The 15,534-nt window shown below is 71.5% G+C and carries 17 protein-coding genes; 10 read left to right on the plus strand and 7 right to left on the minus strand.

Annotated elements, in window-relative coordinates:
- Positions 1 to 117: 117 nt before the first annotated feature.
- The 4 genes from FB391_RS19740 to FB391_RS14825 all read left to right on the plus strand — a co-directional run bounded on the left by FB391_RS19740 (position 118) and on the right by FB391_RS14825 (position 2,365).
- Positions 118 to 255: a hypothetical protein gene (locus tag FB391_RS19740; protein ID WP_185843119.1), complete on the plus strand. Its 138-nt coding sequence runs from the start codon at positions 118 to 120 to the stop codon at positions 253 to 255.
- Positions 256 to 354: 99 nt separating this feature from the next.
- Positions 355 to 531: a hypothetical protein gene (locus tag FB391_RS19745; RefSeq protein ID WP_185843120.1), complete on the plus strand. Its 177-nt coding sequence runs from the start codon at positions 355 to 357 to the stop codon at positions 529 to 531.
- Between the two features lie 57 nt (positions 532 to 588).
- The gene (locus tag FB391_RS14820) at positions 589 to 1,371 is read left to right on the plus strand and encodes a hypothetical protein (protein WP_141895599.1); all 783 of its coding nucleotides are present in this window, start codon (positions 589 to 591) and stop codon (positions 1,369 to 1,371) included.
- A gap of 52 nt (positions 1,372 to 1,423) precedes the next feature.
- Positions 1,424 to 2,365, plus strand: a complete 942-nt coding sequence (locus FB391_RS14825; protein WP_141895601.1) for a hypothetical protein — start codon at positions 1,424 to 1,426, stop codon at positions 2,363 to 2,365.
- A 13-nt stretch (positions 2,366 to 2,378) separates the two neighbouring features.
- Here the strand turns inward: FB391_RS14825 and FB391_RS14830 are convergent, their stop codons facing one another.
- The 6 genes from FB391_RS14830 to FB391_RS14855 form a co-directional block, all read right to left on the minus strand.
- A complete protein-coding gene (locus FB391_RS14830) occupies positions 2,379 to 3,452 on the minus strand; it encodes a 1-acyl-sn-glycerol-3-phosphate acyltransferase (RefSeq protein WP_141895603.1) in 1,074 nt (357 codons plus the stop codon).
- Positions 3,449 to 4,291, minus strand: a complete 843-nt coding sequence (locus FB391_RS14835) for a patatin-like phospholipase family protein (protein WP_141895604.1) — start codon at positions 4,289 to 4,291, stop codon at positions 3,449 to 3,451. The genes FB391_RS14830 and FB391_RS14835 overlap by 4 nt, the downstream gene beginning before the upstream one ends.
- A gap of 49 nt (positions 4,292 to 4,340) precedes the next feature.
- Entirely contained in the window at positions 4,341 to 5,231 is an 891-nt protein-coding gene (locus FB391_RS14840) for a glycine betaine ABC transporter substrate-binding protein (protein ID WP_141895606.1), read from the minus strand.
- A 17-nt stretch (positions 5,232 to 5,248) separates the two neighbouring features.
- Entirely contained in the window at positions 5,249 to 6,196 is a 948-nt protein-coding gene (locus tag FB391_RS14845) for an ABC transporter permease (protein ID WP_141895609.1), read from the minus strand.
- On the minus strand, positions 6,193 to 7,566 hold the full coding sequence (locus tag FB391_RS14850; protein WP_141895611.1) for a quaternary amine ABC transporter ATP-binding protein: 1,374 nt from the start codon (positions 7,564 to 7,566) through the stop codon (positions 6,193 to 6,195). Before FB391_RS14850 ends, FB391_RS14845 begins: the two co-directional genes overlap by 4 nt.
- 301 nt (positions 7,567 to 7,867) lie before the next feature.
- Positions 7,868 to 8,713 (minus strand): PhzF family phenazine biosynthesis protein, encoded by an 846-nt coding sequence (locus FB391_RS14855; protein ID WP_141895613.1) that lies wholly within the window; start codon positions 8,711 to 8,713, stop codon positions 7,868 to 7,870.
- 117 nt (positions 8,714 to 8,830) lie between these two features.
- Between FB391_RS14855 and FB391_RS14860 the strand changes: the two genes are divergently transcribed.
- From FB391_RS14860 to FB391_RS14870, 3 genes are read left to right on the plus strand one after another with little or no spacing between them, the layout of a single operon-like run.
- Positions 8,831 to 9,220, plus strand: coding sequence for a GntR family transcriptional regulator (locus tag FB391_RS14860; protein WP_141895615.1), 390 nt, complete (start codon positions 8,831 to 8,833; stop codon positions 9,218 to 9,220).
- A complete protein-coding gene (locus FB391_RS14865) occupies positions 9,217 to 10,134 on the plus strand; it encodes an ABC transporter ATP-binding protein (RefSeq protein ID WP_141895618.1) in 918 nt (305 codons plus the stop codon). Before FB391_RS14860 ends, FB391_RS14865 begins: the two co-directional genes overlap by 4 nt.
- Positions 10,131 to 10,826, plus strand: coding sequence for a hypothetical protein (locus FB391_RS14870; protein WP_141895620.1), 696 nt, complete (start codon positions 10,131 to 10,133; stop codon positions 10,824 to 10,826). The genes FB391_RS14865 and FB391_RS14870 overlap by 4 nt, the downstream gene beginning before the upstream one ends.
- Before the next feature lie 74 nt (positions 10,827 to 10,900).
- Here the strand turns inward: FB391_RS14870 and FB391_RS14875 are convergent, their stop codons facing one another.
- Positions 10,901 to 11,194, minus strand: coding sequence for a chorismate mutase (locus tag FB391_RS14875; RefSeq protein WP_141895622.1), 294 nt, complete (start codon positions 11,192 to 11,194; stop codon positions 10,901 to 10,903).
- Between the two features lie 164 nt (positions 11,195 to 11,358).
- On the opposite strand from FB391_RS14875, the gene FB391_RS14880 reads away from it, so the two are divergent.
- From FB391_RS14880 to FB391_RS14890, 3 genes are all read left to right on the plus strand, one after another.
- Entirely contained in the window at positions 11,359 to 12,567 is a 1,209-nt protein-coding gene (locus FB391_RS14880; RefSeq protein ID WP_141895624.1) for an AI-2E family transporter, read from the plus strand.
- Positions 12,568 to 12,613: 46 nt separating this feature from the next.
- Positions 12,614 to 14,221, plus strand: coding sequence for a response regulator transcription factor (locus FB391_RS14885; RefSeq protein WP_141895626.1), 1,608 nt, complete (start codon positions 12,614 to 12,616; stop codon positions 14,219 to 14,221).
- 187 nt (positions 14,222 to 14,408) lie between these two features.
- Positions 14,409 to 15,512, plus strand: a complete 1,104-nt coding sequence (locus tag FB391_RS14890; protein WP_141895628.1) for a flavin-containing monooxygenase — start codon at positions 14,409 to 14,411, stop codon at positions 15,510 to 15,512.
- The last annotated feature ends 22 nt before the right edge of the window (positions 15,513 to 15,534 follow it).

Below are 15,534 nucleotides of genomic sequence, written 5' to 3' on the forward strand. Positions count from 1 at the left end.
GCGGCCGCCGGCATCCCTCGTCTTCTCGGTTTGGGGCGGATTCGTTCCGTTTGGGGCGCACGTGGCGCGCCCCAAACGCGCGAAACGCGCCCCATACCCGAACACTAGGATTGAGCCATGGCGGCGGACGACGACGAGTACAGCGACTACAACGACGCCCGGCAGCGGCGCGTCAAGATCGTCGCGTGGGTGACGATCGTCGCCCTCATCCTCGTCGGCGGCGGGGCGACGGTGTTCGCCCTCCTGTTCGGCTGAGCCGGTCGAAGCCTGAGCCTGTCGAAGCCGGAAACCCCAGGCGACTGCGGCTTTCGCGGACGCCGGTGAGCCGGTAGCCTCCACGCAAGGAGGTCATCCATGACCGGCACACCGTCCTTGTGGACCCGCATCCGCAACTTCGTCTCGCCGCCGCGCGAGAGCTACGACACGCGGACCGCGCGTCCGGGCGAGCCCGGGGCGGGGCCCGACAGCCCGGTGTACGAGGCGACCGACGGGCGCCGTCACGGCGGCACCATGCAGCTCGGCGGCCACTGACCCACTGCTCAGCACACTCCCGGCCGCGCCGTCGCGCACCGCGGGTAGCATGACACTGTGGAGCCGATCCTCCTCATCGTGGCGGGCTGGTGGTGGATCGTTCCGGCCGCCGCCGGCGCCGGAACGGCGACCTACGTCGGCCTGACGACACGCGGGCGCCGTGCGCGGCGACTCGAGCTCGATGCTGCCCGCCATGAGGAATCCCAGGCGTACCGCGCGCTCGTCGCCGCCAAGGCACAGGTGCGCATCGCGCAGGCCGACGCCATGACCGCGAAGGCACGGGCCGCGGCGCCGCAGGCGGCCGAGGCCCGGCGCGAGCTGCAGATCGCCCGGCAGTCCGAGAAGTCCGCCTCGCTCGCCCTGCGTGCGAGCCGCTCCCGTGTGAAGGCCGGGTACTCGCAGTACCGCACCGCGTCCGCAGCCGATCCGCTGCCGATCGAGCGGCTGTGGGCGGAGCACGACGCGCTCAACACGCGCTGGCTGTCGTACGAGACCGACGTCGACAAGGCTCTGAAGTACTCGCAGGTGACCGACTCACGGCATCCGTCGACCGTCGTCTTCCTCCGCGCGCAGCGCGAGGCTCTCGCCAAGCGACCCACGCTGCGCGACCGGGTCACGCCCGCGCAGTACGTCGAGTACCGCGACGCCGTCCGCGTGATGCAGGCGGCCCTCGCCGAAGCGGAGCGCCAGGCGGGTGTGCCCGGCGCGGCACCGCCAAGCGCGGCGGCCACGACCGCCGCCACCATCGGCGCGGCGGCGGCGATGATCGCCGAACTGGCCGACCGACTGCCGTCGATGATCCCGCGGATGCCGCCGTCGCGCCAGACGCCGCCCACCTGACAGCCTGCTCCGGACCCGACACAGGGCCGGTGTCGGCCGTTAGCATGACAGGGTGGATGAGGTCCTCCAGTCGGTCTTCACATGGATCGGCAACAACTGGTGGGTCGGCTTCGTGGCCTTGGGTGTGGTCGGGACGATCGGCCGACGCTGGGAGATCGGTGCGCGGCGCCGTCACCAGCGTCGCCTCGAGGTGCTCCATGCCAAGGCCGAGCTCAAGTCCGCGCAGGCGGCGGCCCGCGGCAAGGCGGTGCCGGCGGCATCCCTCCCCGCCTTCACGTCACCCACCGCGACAGTGGGCACGCCGGAGGCGCCGGCCCGCGAGACGCAGGCCACGCAGCTGGAGCGGCTGTTCGCCACTCACGACGCCGTGACCGCCCGCTGGCTGGAGTACGAGCTCGACGTCGCCAAGATCATCGCGTTCCCCGCCATGAGCGATGGGCGGCAGCCGCTGACGGCGGCGTTCCTGCGCGCCAAGCGCGTCGCCGACGGGCTGCGGCCCGCGTCATCGAAGGCCAAGCTCACCAAGGAGCAGCTCGCCGAGTACCGCAACGCGGTCGCCGACTTCGAAGTCGCCTTCGACGTCGCCGAGCGCGATGCGCGGCGCCTGCGCGACTCCGGGTTCACCGAAGTCGAGCGCAAGCGCCTCGACACCGCCAAGAAGCTGCTCACCGTCGCGATCGACGAAGCGGCGACGCCGGCGGAGCGACAGCTCGCCTACCGGCGGGTGCGCGAGGAGCTCGACGGGCTCATCTCGATCTCGGACGAGGCCATCGAGGTGCTCGAGAACAAGGTGATGCTCGAGCTCGGTCCGACCACGGCTCCGTCGGTGGATGCCGCCGCCCCCGCGGAGCCGTCCGCCGCGGCTCCCGCGCCCGAGCCGCTGCACGCTCCCACGCGTCCGGCCACGACACCGCCGCCCGCTCAATGGCCGATTCCGGCGCGGGGCAACGGCGACGCTCCGGGCCGCGTGATCCACCCCAAGCCTCCGCGCTGACCTTCTGCTGCGCTCAGCGAGCGGGATCGTCGGCGCGGGCGTCGATCCAGGCGTCGATGCGCGCGAACCAGTCGAACAGCCACCGCGCCTGCGCCTCGGCGCCGGCCGGGATCTCGGATCGCGGCACCCGCCACGCCCGCATCGTGATCCCCTTGTCCATCGGCAGCTCGCGCCAGATGTCGCGCAGGGTCTGCAGGCGGTCCAGCCCGGTGTGGGCGATGAACACGACGTCGGCATCCGGCGCGGCGTTCAGCGCGGCATGCATGCCGCCCGGCTGCGGCGCCATGACGTGCCGCATCGCCTCAGCGCGCTTCGCCATGTCCTCGCGCCCGGCGTCGCGCAGCCGTCTGATGCGTGACGCACGGCGGGCGACGCTCACGTTGCCGCCCTCGGGGAAGATGACGAACGCGTCCTCGGGGCCGAGACCCGTCGCGAGCCCCGCGAGCGCCTCTTCGACGCGCACTCCGCCGCCCCTCGGCACGCGGCCGAACCCCGACGGCACGATGAACTCGGCCGGAATGCGGTGCAGCAGGATGTCGATCGCGGGATCCCACTGCAGCGTGTACTTCAGCACGATGCGCGGGCGGCGGGCGGCTTCGTTCCAGAGCGTGTGGATCAGGATGAACGAGTCTCCGGGACCACCGTGGCGACTCGCGACGATGAGAGGCTCGTCGGCGGCGAACAGGCCGTCGAAGGCCGCGCGGGCGGTCGCGGCATCCCGGGAGTCCGATCCCGATGTCGTGATCGTCAGGCGCAGCACGCTGCCGAAGATGCGGAACAGCACCCGCAGAGCCCATCCGCCCAGCCGGTAGTGCGCGGCGACGAACGCCGGACGCCGGAGCGCGTACCCGAAGCCCGAGCCGATCCAGAGGCCGAACATCGCGATCACCAGCATCGCGTCCCACAGCAGGTAGACCGTGACGAGCCACAGGACGCGGACGAGCCGGAACCGTCCGGGCACGAGAGAGGTCAGCGCCAGCGCGATCAGCAGCCACAGCGGCGTGAGGTCGAACATCACGATGGCGGCCACGATCACCAGCGGGGCGAGCACGAGGCGGCGCAGCCACGTGGGCGGCAGCCAGGTCATCCGCCCTCGCCCCGCCCGACGCCCCGCTCGTCGAGGAAGTGCCGGCTCGCGTCGTAGGCGGCGTCGATGCGGCGCCGCACCGTGGTCATGCGCCGGTACGACATCAGCGAGTCGTCGCCGTCGAGCGCCCCGCCGGAGGGAAGCACGTGGATGGCGACGCCCGCGGGCAGGTTCGCCATGTCGTGCGCGTAGCGGTGGCGCCGGGCGATCTCGAACGCGACGCGCGCCGTGTCGACCGCTGACCGGGGCGCCTCGAGCGGCGTCTCGATGCGCCCCACCTGCAGCACGAACACCGTGCGCGCTCCGGCAGCCACCGCCTGTGCGATGGGGATGGAGTTGACGATCCCGCCGTCGATGAAGTGCTCGTCGCCGATGCGCGTGGGCGGCAGCAGCCCCGGGACCGAGGCCGACGCCAGCACTGCGTCGATGAGCGGCCCCGAGTCGAACACGTGCTCGGCGGCCCGCTCGATGCTGGCGGCGACGACGCGCAGCGGCACCGCGAGGTCCTCGAACCGGGTGCCGGCGCCGAGCGCACGTTCGAGCAGGTGCCGCAGCGGCGCCGGCGAGTTGAGGTGCGTGCGGGTCTTGATCAGCCGCCCGAACTGGGTGAACAGCGACTCGCCGTAGACGGCGTTCGCCTCCGGTGACGTCCAGGCGTCGAGCAGCCGGTCGATGACGGCGGGTGTCGGATCGGAGGCGACGAGCGCGCCGTTGATCGCGCCGATCGACGTGCCCACCACGAGGTCGGGGCGGATGCCGCGTTCGAGCAGGGCGCGCAGCATCCCGATCTCCACTGCGCCGCGGACACCGCCGCCGCCCAGCACGAACGCGACCGTCATGCCCACACCCTACGGGGCGGGGGCACGACGGCCGCGGCAGTCGATCGTGTCAGCGTGTGAGGCTGTCGACGTAGTCCTGGTTGTCGGCGACCCACTCGGCGACGACGGGGCCGTAGTCGTCGCCGTCGTAGGCGCCGAACATGGCGTCCTCGAGCGAGTACAGCAGCTCGTTGTCCATCCGGAACGCCTCCAGCCACGCCGCGACCTCGGGGAACTCGTCCGCGAAGCCCGTCGAGGTCACCGTGTGGATCCCCTCGGCGTCGCCGAGCAGACCGTCGGGGTCTTCGAGGTCCTTGATCGGGAACGCGTTGTACGCCCAGTGCGGGCGCCACAGCGTCACCGCGACGTCGCGCCCGGCATCCATCGCCGCCTGCAGCTCGGTGAGCATCGCCGGCGTCGACGAGGTCACGAACTGCATGCCCTCCAGCCCGTAGCCGGGGATCACGTCGTTCTGCGTGACGGTCACCAGGCCCGAGCCCGACTCGATGCCCACCAGGCGGTTGCCGAACAGGTCGGCGTTGGCGGCCAGCTCGGTGAGCGAGTCGATGGGGGCGTCCTCGTTCACCGCGATGGTGAGCTTGGCCTCGTCGTTCCACGCCCCGAGGTCGACGAGGTCGTCGCCGTACGTCTCCATGTACTCGGCGTGCGTCAGCGGCAGCCACGTGTCGAGCGTCAGGTCGTAGTCGCCCTTGGCGATGCCGGTGTAGGCGGCAGCCGGGTCGGCGTACACGAGGTCGACGGCGTATCCCTCGTCCTCGAGCACCGCCTTCCACAGCTCGGACGCGGCGATGCCCTCGTCCCAGCCGTTGAAGACGGCCACGGTGATGCGGCCCTTCGTGTCGTCGCCGCCGACTCCGGTCTGGGCGCCGGCGCCGTTCACGAGCAGCGCGGCGGTCCCCGCGAGGGCGAGGCCGGCGGCGATCATGCGTCGCTTCGTCATGTGCGTGTCCTCTCGGTTCAGACGGTGACCGGCTGGCGGTCGTCGGCGAGGTCGGGGATGGATGCCGCCGGCTGCGGCTGCTCGACGGCCGGGGACTCGGCGGTGGCGGCATCCCGCGAGGTCTGCGGCCTGCGCTCGCGCGGCACCGCGAATCCCGACGTCACGCGGTCGAGGATCATCGCGAGGATGACGACCGACAGGCCCGCCTCGACGCCCAGGGCGATGTCGATGCGGCTGAGGCTCTGCACGACGGCCCCGCCCAGGCCGCCGGCGCCGACCATGCCGGCGATGACGACCATCGACAGGCTCAGCATGATCACCTGGTTGACGCCGGCCATGATGCTGGGCATCGCGAGCGGCAGCTGGATCTGACGCAGGATGCGTCCGGGCGACGCGCCGAACGCGTGCCCCGCCTCGACGATCTCGGCGTCGACGCCGCGGATGCCGAGCTCGGTGAGGCGCACGCCGGGGGCGAGCGCGAACACGATCGTCGCGACCATGCCGGGCACCGGACCCACCCCGAAGATCAGCATCGCGGGGATGAGGTACACGAACGCGGGCATCGTCTGCAGGAAGTCCAGCACCGGACGCAGCACCGCCGACACCCGGTCGCTGCGCGCGGCCCAGATGCCCAACGGCACGGCGATCGCGATGGCCACGACGGCGGCGAGGATCACGAGGGCCAGCGAGTCCATCGCGTTCGACCACTGGCCGACCGCGACGATCACGAGCAGACCGAGGGCACTGCCGACGGCCAGCACGAGTCCCCTCGACCAGTAGGCGAACGCGGCGATCACGAGGATCACCGCCCAGAAGGGCGGCGTCGACAGCGACGCGTCGAGCCAGTCGTACAGGCCGCCGAAGATGACGGCGACCACGTCGAAGAAGCCCCCGAGCGCGTCGATGACCCAGCGCACGGCCGCCTCGACGACGTCGCCGAGCGGAAGGCGGAAGAACTCGTTCATCGTGCAGCTCCCTTCGTCGTGGCTTGTGCATCGTCGGCGATCCTCGGAGCGCCGACCGTCGTGGGCGGCGCCGCGCGCCCGCCGAGCGTGCCCGCGGCCGACGGGGCCTCGACGACCGCCAGTGTCTGCGTGATCTCGCTCGCGGGAACACTGGCCGGCACCTCGATGACGGGGTTCTCACGTGTGATCGCCGGCACGTCGCCGAGCGCCGCGAGCAGCGTGACACGCGGGATGGTGCCGACCAGACGGCCGGCGTCGTCGATCACGGCCACCGGCACGGGGCTCTCGACCGCGCGCTCGACCACATCGGTGAGCGGGTCGTCGACGTGGACGGCAGGCCTGCCGCTGCGCACGAGCGAGCGCAGGTCGGTGTTGCCGGCCTTGACGGCGCGGATGACGGCGCGGTCCGAGACGGTTCCGACGAACCGCCGGTTCTCGATCACCGACACCGAGCCGACCTGCAGGTCGCGCATCACGCGCAGCGCGCCGCGCACCCCTGCGCTCACGGGCGTGGTCGCCGCGGGCGGCGCCATGACCGAGCCCGCCGTCAGCACGCGGGCGCGGTCGACGTCCTGCACGAACTGCGCGACGTAGTCGTTGGCCGGGTCGGTCAGGATCTCTTCGGGCGTGCCCGTCTGCACGATGCGCCCGTCGCGCATCACCGCGATGCGATCGCCGAGGAACATCGCCTCGTTCAGGTCGTGGGTGATGAACACGATGGTGCGGCCCAGCTCGCGCTGCAGCTCGATGAGCTGCTCCTGCATTTCGCGGCGGATGAGCGGATCCAGCGCCGAGAAGGCCTCGTCCATCAGCAGGATGTCGGTGCCTGCCGTCAGCGCCCTGGCCAGGCCGACCCGCTGGCGCATGCCGCCCGACAGCTCATCGGGCATCGCGTCGGCGCGGTCGCCCAGTCCGACCTTGTCGAGGATCTCTCGCGCGCGCTCCCGGCGCTCGTCGCGTCCGACACCCTGGATCTCGAGCGCGTACGCCGCGTTGTCGAGCACCGAGAGGTGCGGCAGCAGTGCGAAGTGCTGGAACACCATCGAGATCGAACGACGCCGGATGCCGCGCAGGGCCTTGGGCGAGGCATCCACCACGCTCTTCCCCTGCACGCGCACGTCGCCCGCGGTGGGCGGGAGCAGGCCGTTGAGCATGCGCAGCACCGTCGATTTGCCGGAGCCGGACAGGCCCATGATGACGAAGATCTCGCCGGGCTGGACGGTGAAGCTCGCGTCGATGACGGCGGCGGAGCCGGCGTCGGCGACGTCGGCGCGCGTCGCGCCGGTGCGGAGCCGCTTGACGGCGTCCTTGGGATTGCGTCCGAAGACCTTGAACAGGTTCTTCGCCTCGATGGCAGGCGGAAGCGTCACTGTGCACCTCGGCAGCTCCGGTGCAGGAGCTGCATCGGTCGCGCCCGGGTGGCGGCCGCTCACGCTGCGGATGTCGGATCCGCGCCGCGGCCGCCGACCATACGCTCACCGGTCTGACGCTCGGGTGAACGTCACCAGAGACCGCGGACTGGTCGGTGTGGGCCCGTGAAGGACCTCAACCACCGTTTCATGCGGCCGCATGGGTCGCAAATTCGACACCGATCGGCCGTTTCGCTACTCCGCGCACGCGCGATACCACGACCCCGCGCAGGTGGCGCGGAGGCCCCGGACGCCCTGGGGCTCAGAGGGCCGCTTCGCCCGAGACGACGGTCCGCGCGTTGCCCCCGACCCAGAGCGTGCCCTCGGGGTCGACCGAGATGTGGATGCGCCCCTGACGCCCCATCGCGGTGCCCTGCGCGGCGACGAACGGCGCGGCGGCGCGACCGGAGTCGATCAGCCATCCGGCCGCCGCGGCGTTCAGGCTGCCCGTCACCGGGTCCTCGCGGAGCGGTTCGCCGCCTTCGGTGAAGAACGCGCGGAGCTCGAAGGCGGCCTCGGCGCCGGACGGGTGCGGGCCGATGACACCGATGTCCCACCGTCCGGGGTGGTCGGTCGCGTCGGGATGCAGAGCGAGCACCGACGCGGCGGAGTCCAGCAGCAGCCCCACCCACCCGGGGCCGTTGTCGAGCCATGCGGTGTCGACGACCTGCTCACGCGGGACGCCGAGGATGTCCACAAGCTCGTCGACGAGCGCCGGGTCGACGTCGCCGGAGCGGAGCAGCGCGGGGGCGGCGAACGCGAGCCGGCCCTCTTCCTGGCGCACGCGCACGAGGCCGGCCGCGCACTCCTGGACGACCACCCCTGGCGATACGGGTGTGCCACCGGCGTCGAGCCAGGCGTGGGCGGTGCCGAGCGTCGGGTGCCCCGCGAACGGGAGCTCGGTGCGCAGGCTGAAGATCCGCACCCGGTAGTCCGCCTCCGGCGTCGTGGGCGGGAGCACGAACGTGCACTCCGAGAGGTTCGTCCACACCGAGAAGGCGACCAGCTCCTCTTCGCTCAGGCCTTCGGCGTCGAGGACGACCGCGACCGGATTGCCCGTGCACGCCGCGGCTCCGAAGACGTCGACCTGTCTGAATCTGCGTGGCATGTCATCCCTTCCGACGTCTTCCAGCCTGCCTCAGGGTTCAGCGGGGTGTTGACATCGACGCGATCCTCGTTGCATGGTTAGTTGGTCAAGTAAGTAACCAACCAAGCGGAGTGGGATGTGATCGAAGAAGGCCGGGCGCTGTTCCTCCAGATCGCCGAGAACGTGGAGGACGCGATCATCGAGGGCAGCCTCGCCGAAGAGGCGCAGGCGCCGTCCACCAACGAGCTCGCCGCCTTCTACCGGATCAACCCTGCCACTGCCGCGAAGGGAGTGGCCATGCTCGCCGACAAGGGCGTGCTCCACAAGCGCCGCGGCATCGGCATGTTCGTCGCCGCGGGGGCGCGCGAGCTGCTGCTCGCCGAACGGCGGAACGCCTTCGCCGACCGCTTCGTCGAGCCGCTGCTCGTCGAGGCCCGCAAGCTCGGGCTCGGGCCCGAAGACCTGGAACAGCTCATCCGCGACCGCGCCTCGGCGTCGGCCGCCATCACGGAAGGGAAGGCACGATGACGACCGGGACGCACGTCATCGAGGTGAACAATCTCACCAAGCGCTACCGCGACATCGTCGCGGTAGACGACGTGAGCTTCACCATCGAGAAAGACACCATCTACGGCCTGCTCGGCCGCAACGGCGCCGGCAAGACGACGGTCATGTCGATCCTGACGGCGCAGAACTTCGCGACGTCGGGGGACGTGCGCGTGTTCGGCATGCAGCCGTACGAGAACGCCAAGGTGCTCTCACGCATGTGCTTCGTGCGCGAGAGCCAGAAGTATCCCGACGACGCCCTGCCGAGGCACGCGTTCGCGACCGCGAAGCTCTTCTTCCCCCACTGGGACGACGAACTCGCCGCGCAGCTCATCGAGGACTTCCAGTTGCCCATGAAGACGCGCATCAAGAAGATGTCGCGAGGTCAGCTGTCGGCCGTCGGCGTGATCATCGGCATCGCCTCGCGGGCCGAGATCACCTTCTTCGACGAGCCCTATCTCGGTCTCGACGCTGTCGCGCGGCAGATCTTCTACGACCGGCTGCTCGAGGACTACGTCACCCATCCGCGCACGATCATCCTGTCGAGCCACCTGATCGACGAGGTCTCGAACCTCATCGAGCGCGTGCTGGTCATCGACCGCGGGCGCATCCTGATCGACGAGGCCACCGACGCCATCCGCGACCGCGCCGCGAACATCGTCGGCGACGTCGCGGCGGTCGACGCCTTCGTCGCCGGCCGCGAGGTCATCCACCGCGAGTCCCTGGGCCGCGTCGCGTCAGTGACGGTGCTCGGGCACCTGACGGCGCCCGACCGCGCCGAGCTCGCCGCGGCGGGTCTGGATGTCACCCCCGTCTCGCTGCAGCAGCTGATCGTCCGCACCACGCAGCGAGCCGCGGCCGAAGCCGCCACCGCCGAGGAAGGAGCACTGCGATGAACCGCACCGTCAACGTCGTCCGCATGCAGCTGATCAACAAGCAGACCTTCGTCTGGGTTCCGCTGCTCGTGCTCGGCGCCTCATTCGCCATGTCGCTCGCGATCTACGCGATCCTCAACTCGTCAGGGGTTCCCGGCCCGTTCTACGGCGGCGGCTCGCAGGCTCCGCTGTGGGTGCTGATGTTCGTCGGCATCTCGTCGCTGACCCTGACCTTCCCGTTCTCGCAAGCGATGAGCGTGACCCGCCGGGAGTTCTTCCTGGGCACGATGCTCGCCGCGGCGATGTGCGCGGTGCTGCTCGCCGCGGTGTTCGCGATCGGCGGGCTCATCGAGGATGCGACGAACGGCTGGGGCATCAACGGCTACTTCTTCGCGCTGGACTGGGTCGTCGAGGACGGGGCGCTCGGCGCGGCGTTCTTCTACTTCGTGATGGCGATGCTCATCTTCATGCTGGGGTTCTGGTCGGCCACGGTCTACAAGCGCTTCGGCGCCCTGCTGCTCACCCTGATCTGGGTCGGGGTCGGCGTGATCCTCCTCATCGCGATCTGGGCGATCACCCGCTTCGAGGTGTGGGGCGACGTGATCACGGCGCTGGTGCAGCTCGGCGCGGTGGGGCTCGCCGCATGGGGTCTCGTCCTGACGGTCGTGCTCGGCGCGGTGTCGTATCTGACGCTGCGGCGCACCGTGCCCTGATCCCGGGCAGAGAAGGATGCCGCCACCCGGCGCATGCGCGGGGTGGCGGCATCCACGTTCCAGGGGAACGACGCTCAGCGGGAGTCGGCGGCCTCGGTGTGGTGGCGGATGACCTCGGCCACCACGAAGTTGAACCACTTCTCGGCGAAGGCCGGGTCGAGGTCGGCCTGCTCGGCGAGGCTGCGCAGCCGGGCGACCTGCTGCTCCTCGCGCGCGGGGTCGGACGCCGGCATGCCGTGGTCGGCCTTGAGGTGACCCACCTGCTTGGTCGCCTTGAAGCGCTCGGCGAGCAGATACACCAGGGCGGCGTCGATGTTGTCGATGCTGCTGCGCAGCCGGGTGAGCGTCGCCGTGGGGTCTTCGGTCATGGGGGCCTCCTTCGCCCCTCGACCCTACCCGAGCGGGTGTGGCGGACCGTCGCCGAGCGTCGCGGGCCGTCGCGCGGAGGGCGGGTGCGACGACGTCATGTCATCCGGGTGATGTTGCGGCCGTTCTCTCGTGCGCTGCGGAGCGCACCCCTAGAGTGTGTCGCATGACCGATCCCTCGCCCGCGATCGGCGCCACCGGCGCTGAGGTTGCAGAGCCCCTATCCGTCGACGCCGCCGCCGGGACGGACGCCGCCCACGCGGAGGGCACGGCGGTCCCCGACGGCGTCGCGGCCCGTTCCGGCGAAGCGCCGGCGTCGCGCACCTTCTGGGCCAACCTCAACCAGCCGTTCGGCGTCGGCCTGTTCGTCACCCTCGGCGGGCTCGTCGCGCTCGCGCTGGGCCTGGCGTTCTGGAATCTGTCGACCATCATCATCTACGTCGTGTTCGCGCTGTTCGCAGCCCTGGGTCTCGACCCCGTCGTCCGGTGGTTCGAGCGGCATCGCGTCACGCGGCCGTGGGGCATCGTCATCGTCTACACCGCGTTCGCGATCGTGCTGGCGGGCATCCTGCTGCTGGTGGTGCCCGCGCTGGTGACGCAGATCAGCCAATTCTTCAAGGATCTGCCGCAGACGATCGACGACTTCCAGAAGTCCGACTTCTACGGGTGGCTGCGCGACACGTTCGGTTCGCAGGTGGGGGCGATCACCGACCAGATCGAGAGCTTCCTCACCGACCCGAAGAACATCGCGGCGATCGGCGGCGGCGTGCTCAACTTCGCGATCAACGTCGGCACCACGATCTCGGGGCTCATCATCGTGCTGGTGCTCAGCCTGTACTTCCTCGCCGGCCTGCCGGCGATGAAGGTGGCCTTCATGCGCTTCGCGCCGGCCCGCAACCGTCCGAAGGCCACCGCCCTCACCGAGCAGATCACCGACTCGATCGGCAGCTACCTCATGGGCATGGTGGTCCTGGCGTTCTGCAACTCGGTCGTCGCGTTCTTCCTGCACCTGTTCCTGGGGCTGCCCTTCCCGGCGCTGATGGCCGTGCTGGCGTTCGCGATCACGCTCATCCCGCTCGTCGGCTCGGTGCTGTACTGGATCACGGCGACCGTCATCGCCCTGTTCACCGGCTGGCTCCCGGCCCTGATCTTCGCGATCATCTACCTCGTCTACATGCAGATCGAGGCGTACGTGCTGACGCCCAAGGTGATGAACAAGGCGATCTCGGTACCGGGAGCGCTCGTCGTCATCGGCGCGATGGTCGGCGGCACGCTGCTCGGCCTGCTCGGCGCGCTCGTCGCGATCCCCGTGACGGCGTCGATCCTGCTCATCATCAAGCAGGTCTTCATCCCGAAGCAGGACGCCAAGATCTGACGGCCGCGGCCTTGCCCGCGGGTCGCCGCGCGCCCATACTTTGCGCATGGCGATCCGGGGCGCCGCCGTCGTGGACTGGACCGGACGGTTCGAGCAGCTCGCCGCTCACGAGGCCACGCTGGCCGGCGACGAGCTGGACGAGCTCGGCCAGGCGGCGTGGTTCGTCGGACGCGACGACGTGTCGCAGCGCGCGTGGGAACGCGCACACCTGCGCTACCTCGACGACGGCGACCTCGCGGCGGCGGTCCGCTGCGTGTTCTGGCTCGGCTTCACGCTGAGCGAGCACGGCGACGGCGTGCGCGCCGGCGCATGGATGGGCCGGCTCATGGAGCTCTGCGCGCGACCCGCAGCGACGACGCAGGTCGACGGTGTGCGCGCCCTCTGCGCCGCGTTCGGAGCGTTCGCGCACGGCGAGGCTGCGGCATCCGTCCCGCTGTACCGCGAAGCGATCGACCGAGCGGATGTCGCGGAGGACGCCGACACGGCGACGCTGGCGACGATGGGGCTCGGCAGGGCCCTGCTGGCCGACGGCCGCGTCACGGAGGCGTTCGAGACGTTCGACGGTGTGATGCTGCGGATCGCCGACGGCCGCGTCAGCGACCGCGCGGCGGGGCCGGCGTACTGCGCGGTCATCGCCAGTCTGCTCGCGCGCGGCGACATCGAACGTGCCCGCGTGTGGACCCGCGAGCTCGGCGACTGGTGCGACGCACAGCGCGGCCTCGAGCCGTTCCGCGGCGAGTGCACGCTCCACCGCGCGAGCGTCATGCAGCTCGGCGGCGAGTGGTCGGGCGCCGCCGCAGCGGCCGCGCAGGTGTGCGAGACCGAGAAGCGCACCGAGACGCTCGCCAACGCCTGGTACCGCGCGGCCGACCTGCACCGCATGGCGGGGCGTGCCGACGCGAGCCGCGACGCCCTGCGCCGGGCCGCCGCGCTCGGACGCGATGTGCAGCCCGCGCTGGCGCTGCTGCACCGGGACTCCGGCGATCTCGCGGGCGCCTGGGCGGGACTGGCGACGGCGCGCGCGACGGCCGTCGACCCCGCCACGCGCGGCGAGGTGCTCGCCGCGGCGGTGCGCATCGCGCTCGACCGCGGGCACGTCGGCGAGGCGAAGGATGCCGCGGCCGAGCTGACCGCCTGCGCCGAGGCCTTCGACACGCTGTACCTGCGGGCCCTGTCGGCGCGCGCCGACGGCGAGGTGGCGGTGTCGGCCGGACGCCCGCTCGAGGCACTGCCGCAGCTGCGCGCCGCGTGGGCGGCATGGCGCCGGCTGGACGCGCCCTACGACGCCGCCCTCACCCGCGTGTCGATCGGCCAGGCGGTGCGGGCGCTGGGGGACGCCGAAGGCGCTGAGCTGGAGTTCGACGCCGCCCGCGGCGTGCTGGAGGGCCTCGGCGCCATCCCCGATCTCGCGCGCCTGGAGCGCGCGGCCACCGCAGAGGCGGCGGCATCCGATCCCGGGCTCAGCCGCCGTGAACGCGAGGTGCTGGCCCTGGTGGCTCGCGGCTGGTCGAACCGGCGTATCGCCGAGCACCTGTTCCTCAGCGAGCGCACGGTCGCCCGTCATGTGGGCAGCATCCTCGCGAAGCTGGCCGTGCCGAGCCGGTCCGCCGCCACCGCGTACGCGTTCGAGCACGGCCTCGCGCTGACCGCGTAGCGGCACGGGCCGGCGGCATCCCGTTCCTCAACTGAGGACCAGGGCCAGGATGCGGACGGGATCGGCGCAGAACCTCCGCAGCTGGGCACCTGCCCTCGATCGAGGCGCCGTCCACGCCCGCGAATTGGTCATTTCTGCCGATGCCGCGGCCCGCGCCGCCCGCCTACCGTGAGCGCAGGAGGACGACATGGACACGACAGAACTCGACACCGTCGTCATCGGCGCGGGCGCCGCCGGCCTTCACACCGCACGCCTGCTCGCCGAGCGCGGCATCAACCACCTGCTCATCGACGCGGACGCCCGCGTGGGCGACACCTGGCGTCACCGGTACCGCTCGCTGCGGCTGTTCACGCCGCGACGGTGGGCCGAGCTGCCGGGCGTGCGGCTCGGCATCGGGTACTTCGCCTACCCGACCGGCGCCGAGTTCGGCGACTACCTGGAACGCTGCGCGACCGCCATCGGCTCGCCGCTGCGGCTGTCGACCCGGGTGTCGCGGCTGTCGCGCGACGACGGGCGCTTCCGGCTCGCGCTGTCGACGGGCCAGGAGCTGGTCGCGGCGCGCGTGGTGGTCGCCGCCGGCGCGCACCACGTGCCGATCGTGCCGGCGGCCGCCCGCGATCTCGATCCGGCGATCCGCACCGTGCACTCGCTCGACTACCAGGGCCCCGAGGACTTCGCGCGCGGCCCGGTGCTGGTTGTGGGCGCCGGCAACTCCGGCACCGACATCGCCCTGGAGGCCGCCGCCGCCGGCCACGCCACGACGCTCGCCGGTCGGCATCCGGGCCAGGTGCCGGGACGCATCGACACGCCGCTCGGCAACCTCATCGCGGGCATCGCGATCCGCCGGCTGCGCGGCCTCACGCTCGACACCGAACGCGGCCGGCGCTTCATGGCCGAGAACCGCGGTCATGGCGTCAACCTCGTGCGCAACCACCTGTCGGACCTCGACCGTGCCGGCGTGCGCCGCGCCGGGCGCGTCACCGGCGTGACCGGCGGACGCCCCGTCGTCGACGGGGAGGTGATGGATGCCGCCACCGTCGTCTGGTGCACCGGCTCGCGGCCCGACCTGGCCTTCGTCGACATCCCCGACGCGTTCGGACCCGACCGGTGGCCCGATCACGTGCGCGGCATCGCGTCGCGCGTGCCCGGGCTGGCGTTCATGGGGCTGCCGTTCCAGTACTCCGTCGCCTCACCCACCCTCATGGGGATGGGCCGCGATGCCGAGTACGTGGTCGATCGGCTGTACGCGGCGGTCACGCCGCAGCCCGCGGCGTCGGTGCGAGCGGCGTGACCTGGCGCCGCCGCACCCGGAT

This window comes from Microbacterium kyungheense (assembly GCF_006783905.1).
Lineage (GTDB): Bacteria > Actinomycetota > Actinomycetes > Actinomycetales > Microbacteriaceae > Microbacterium > Microbacterium kyungheense.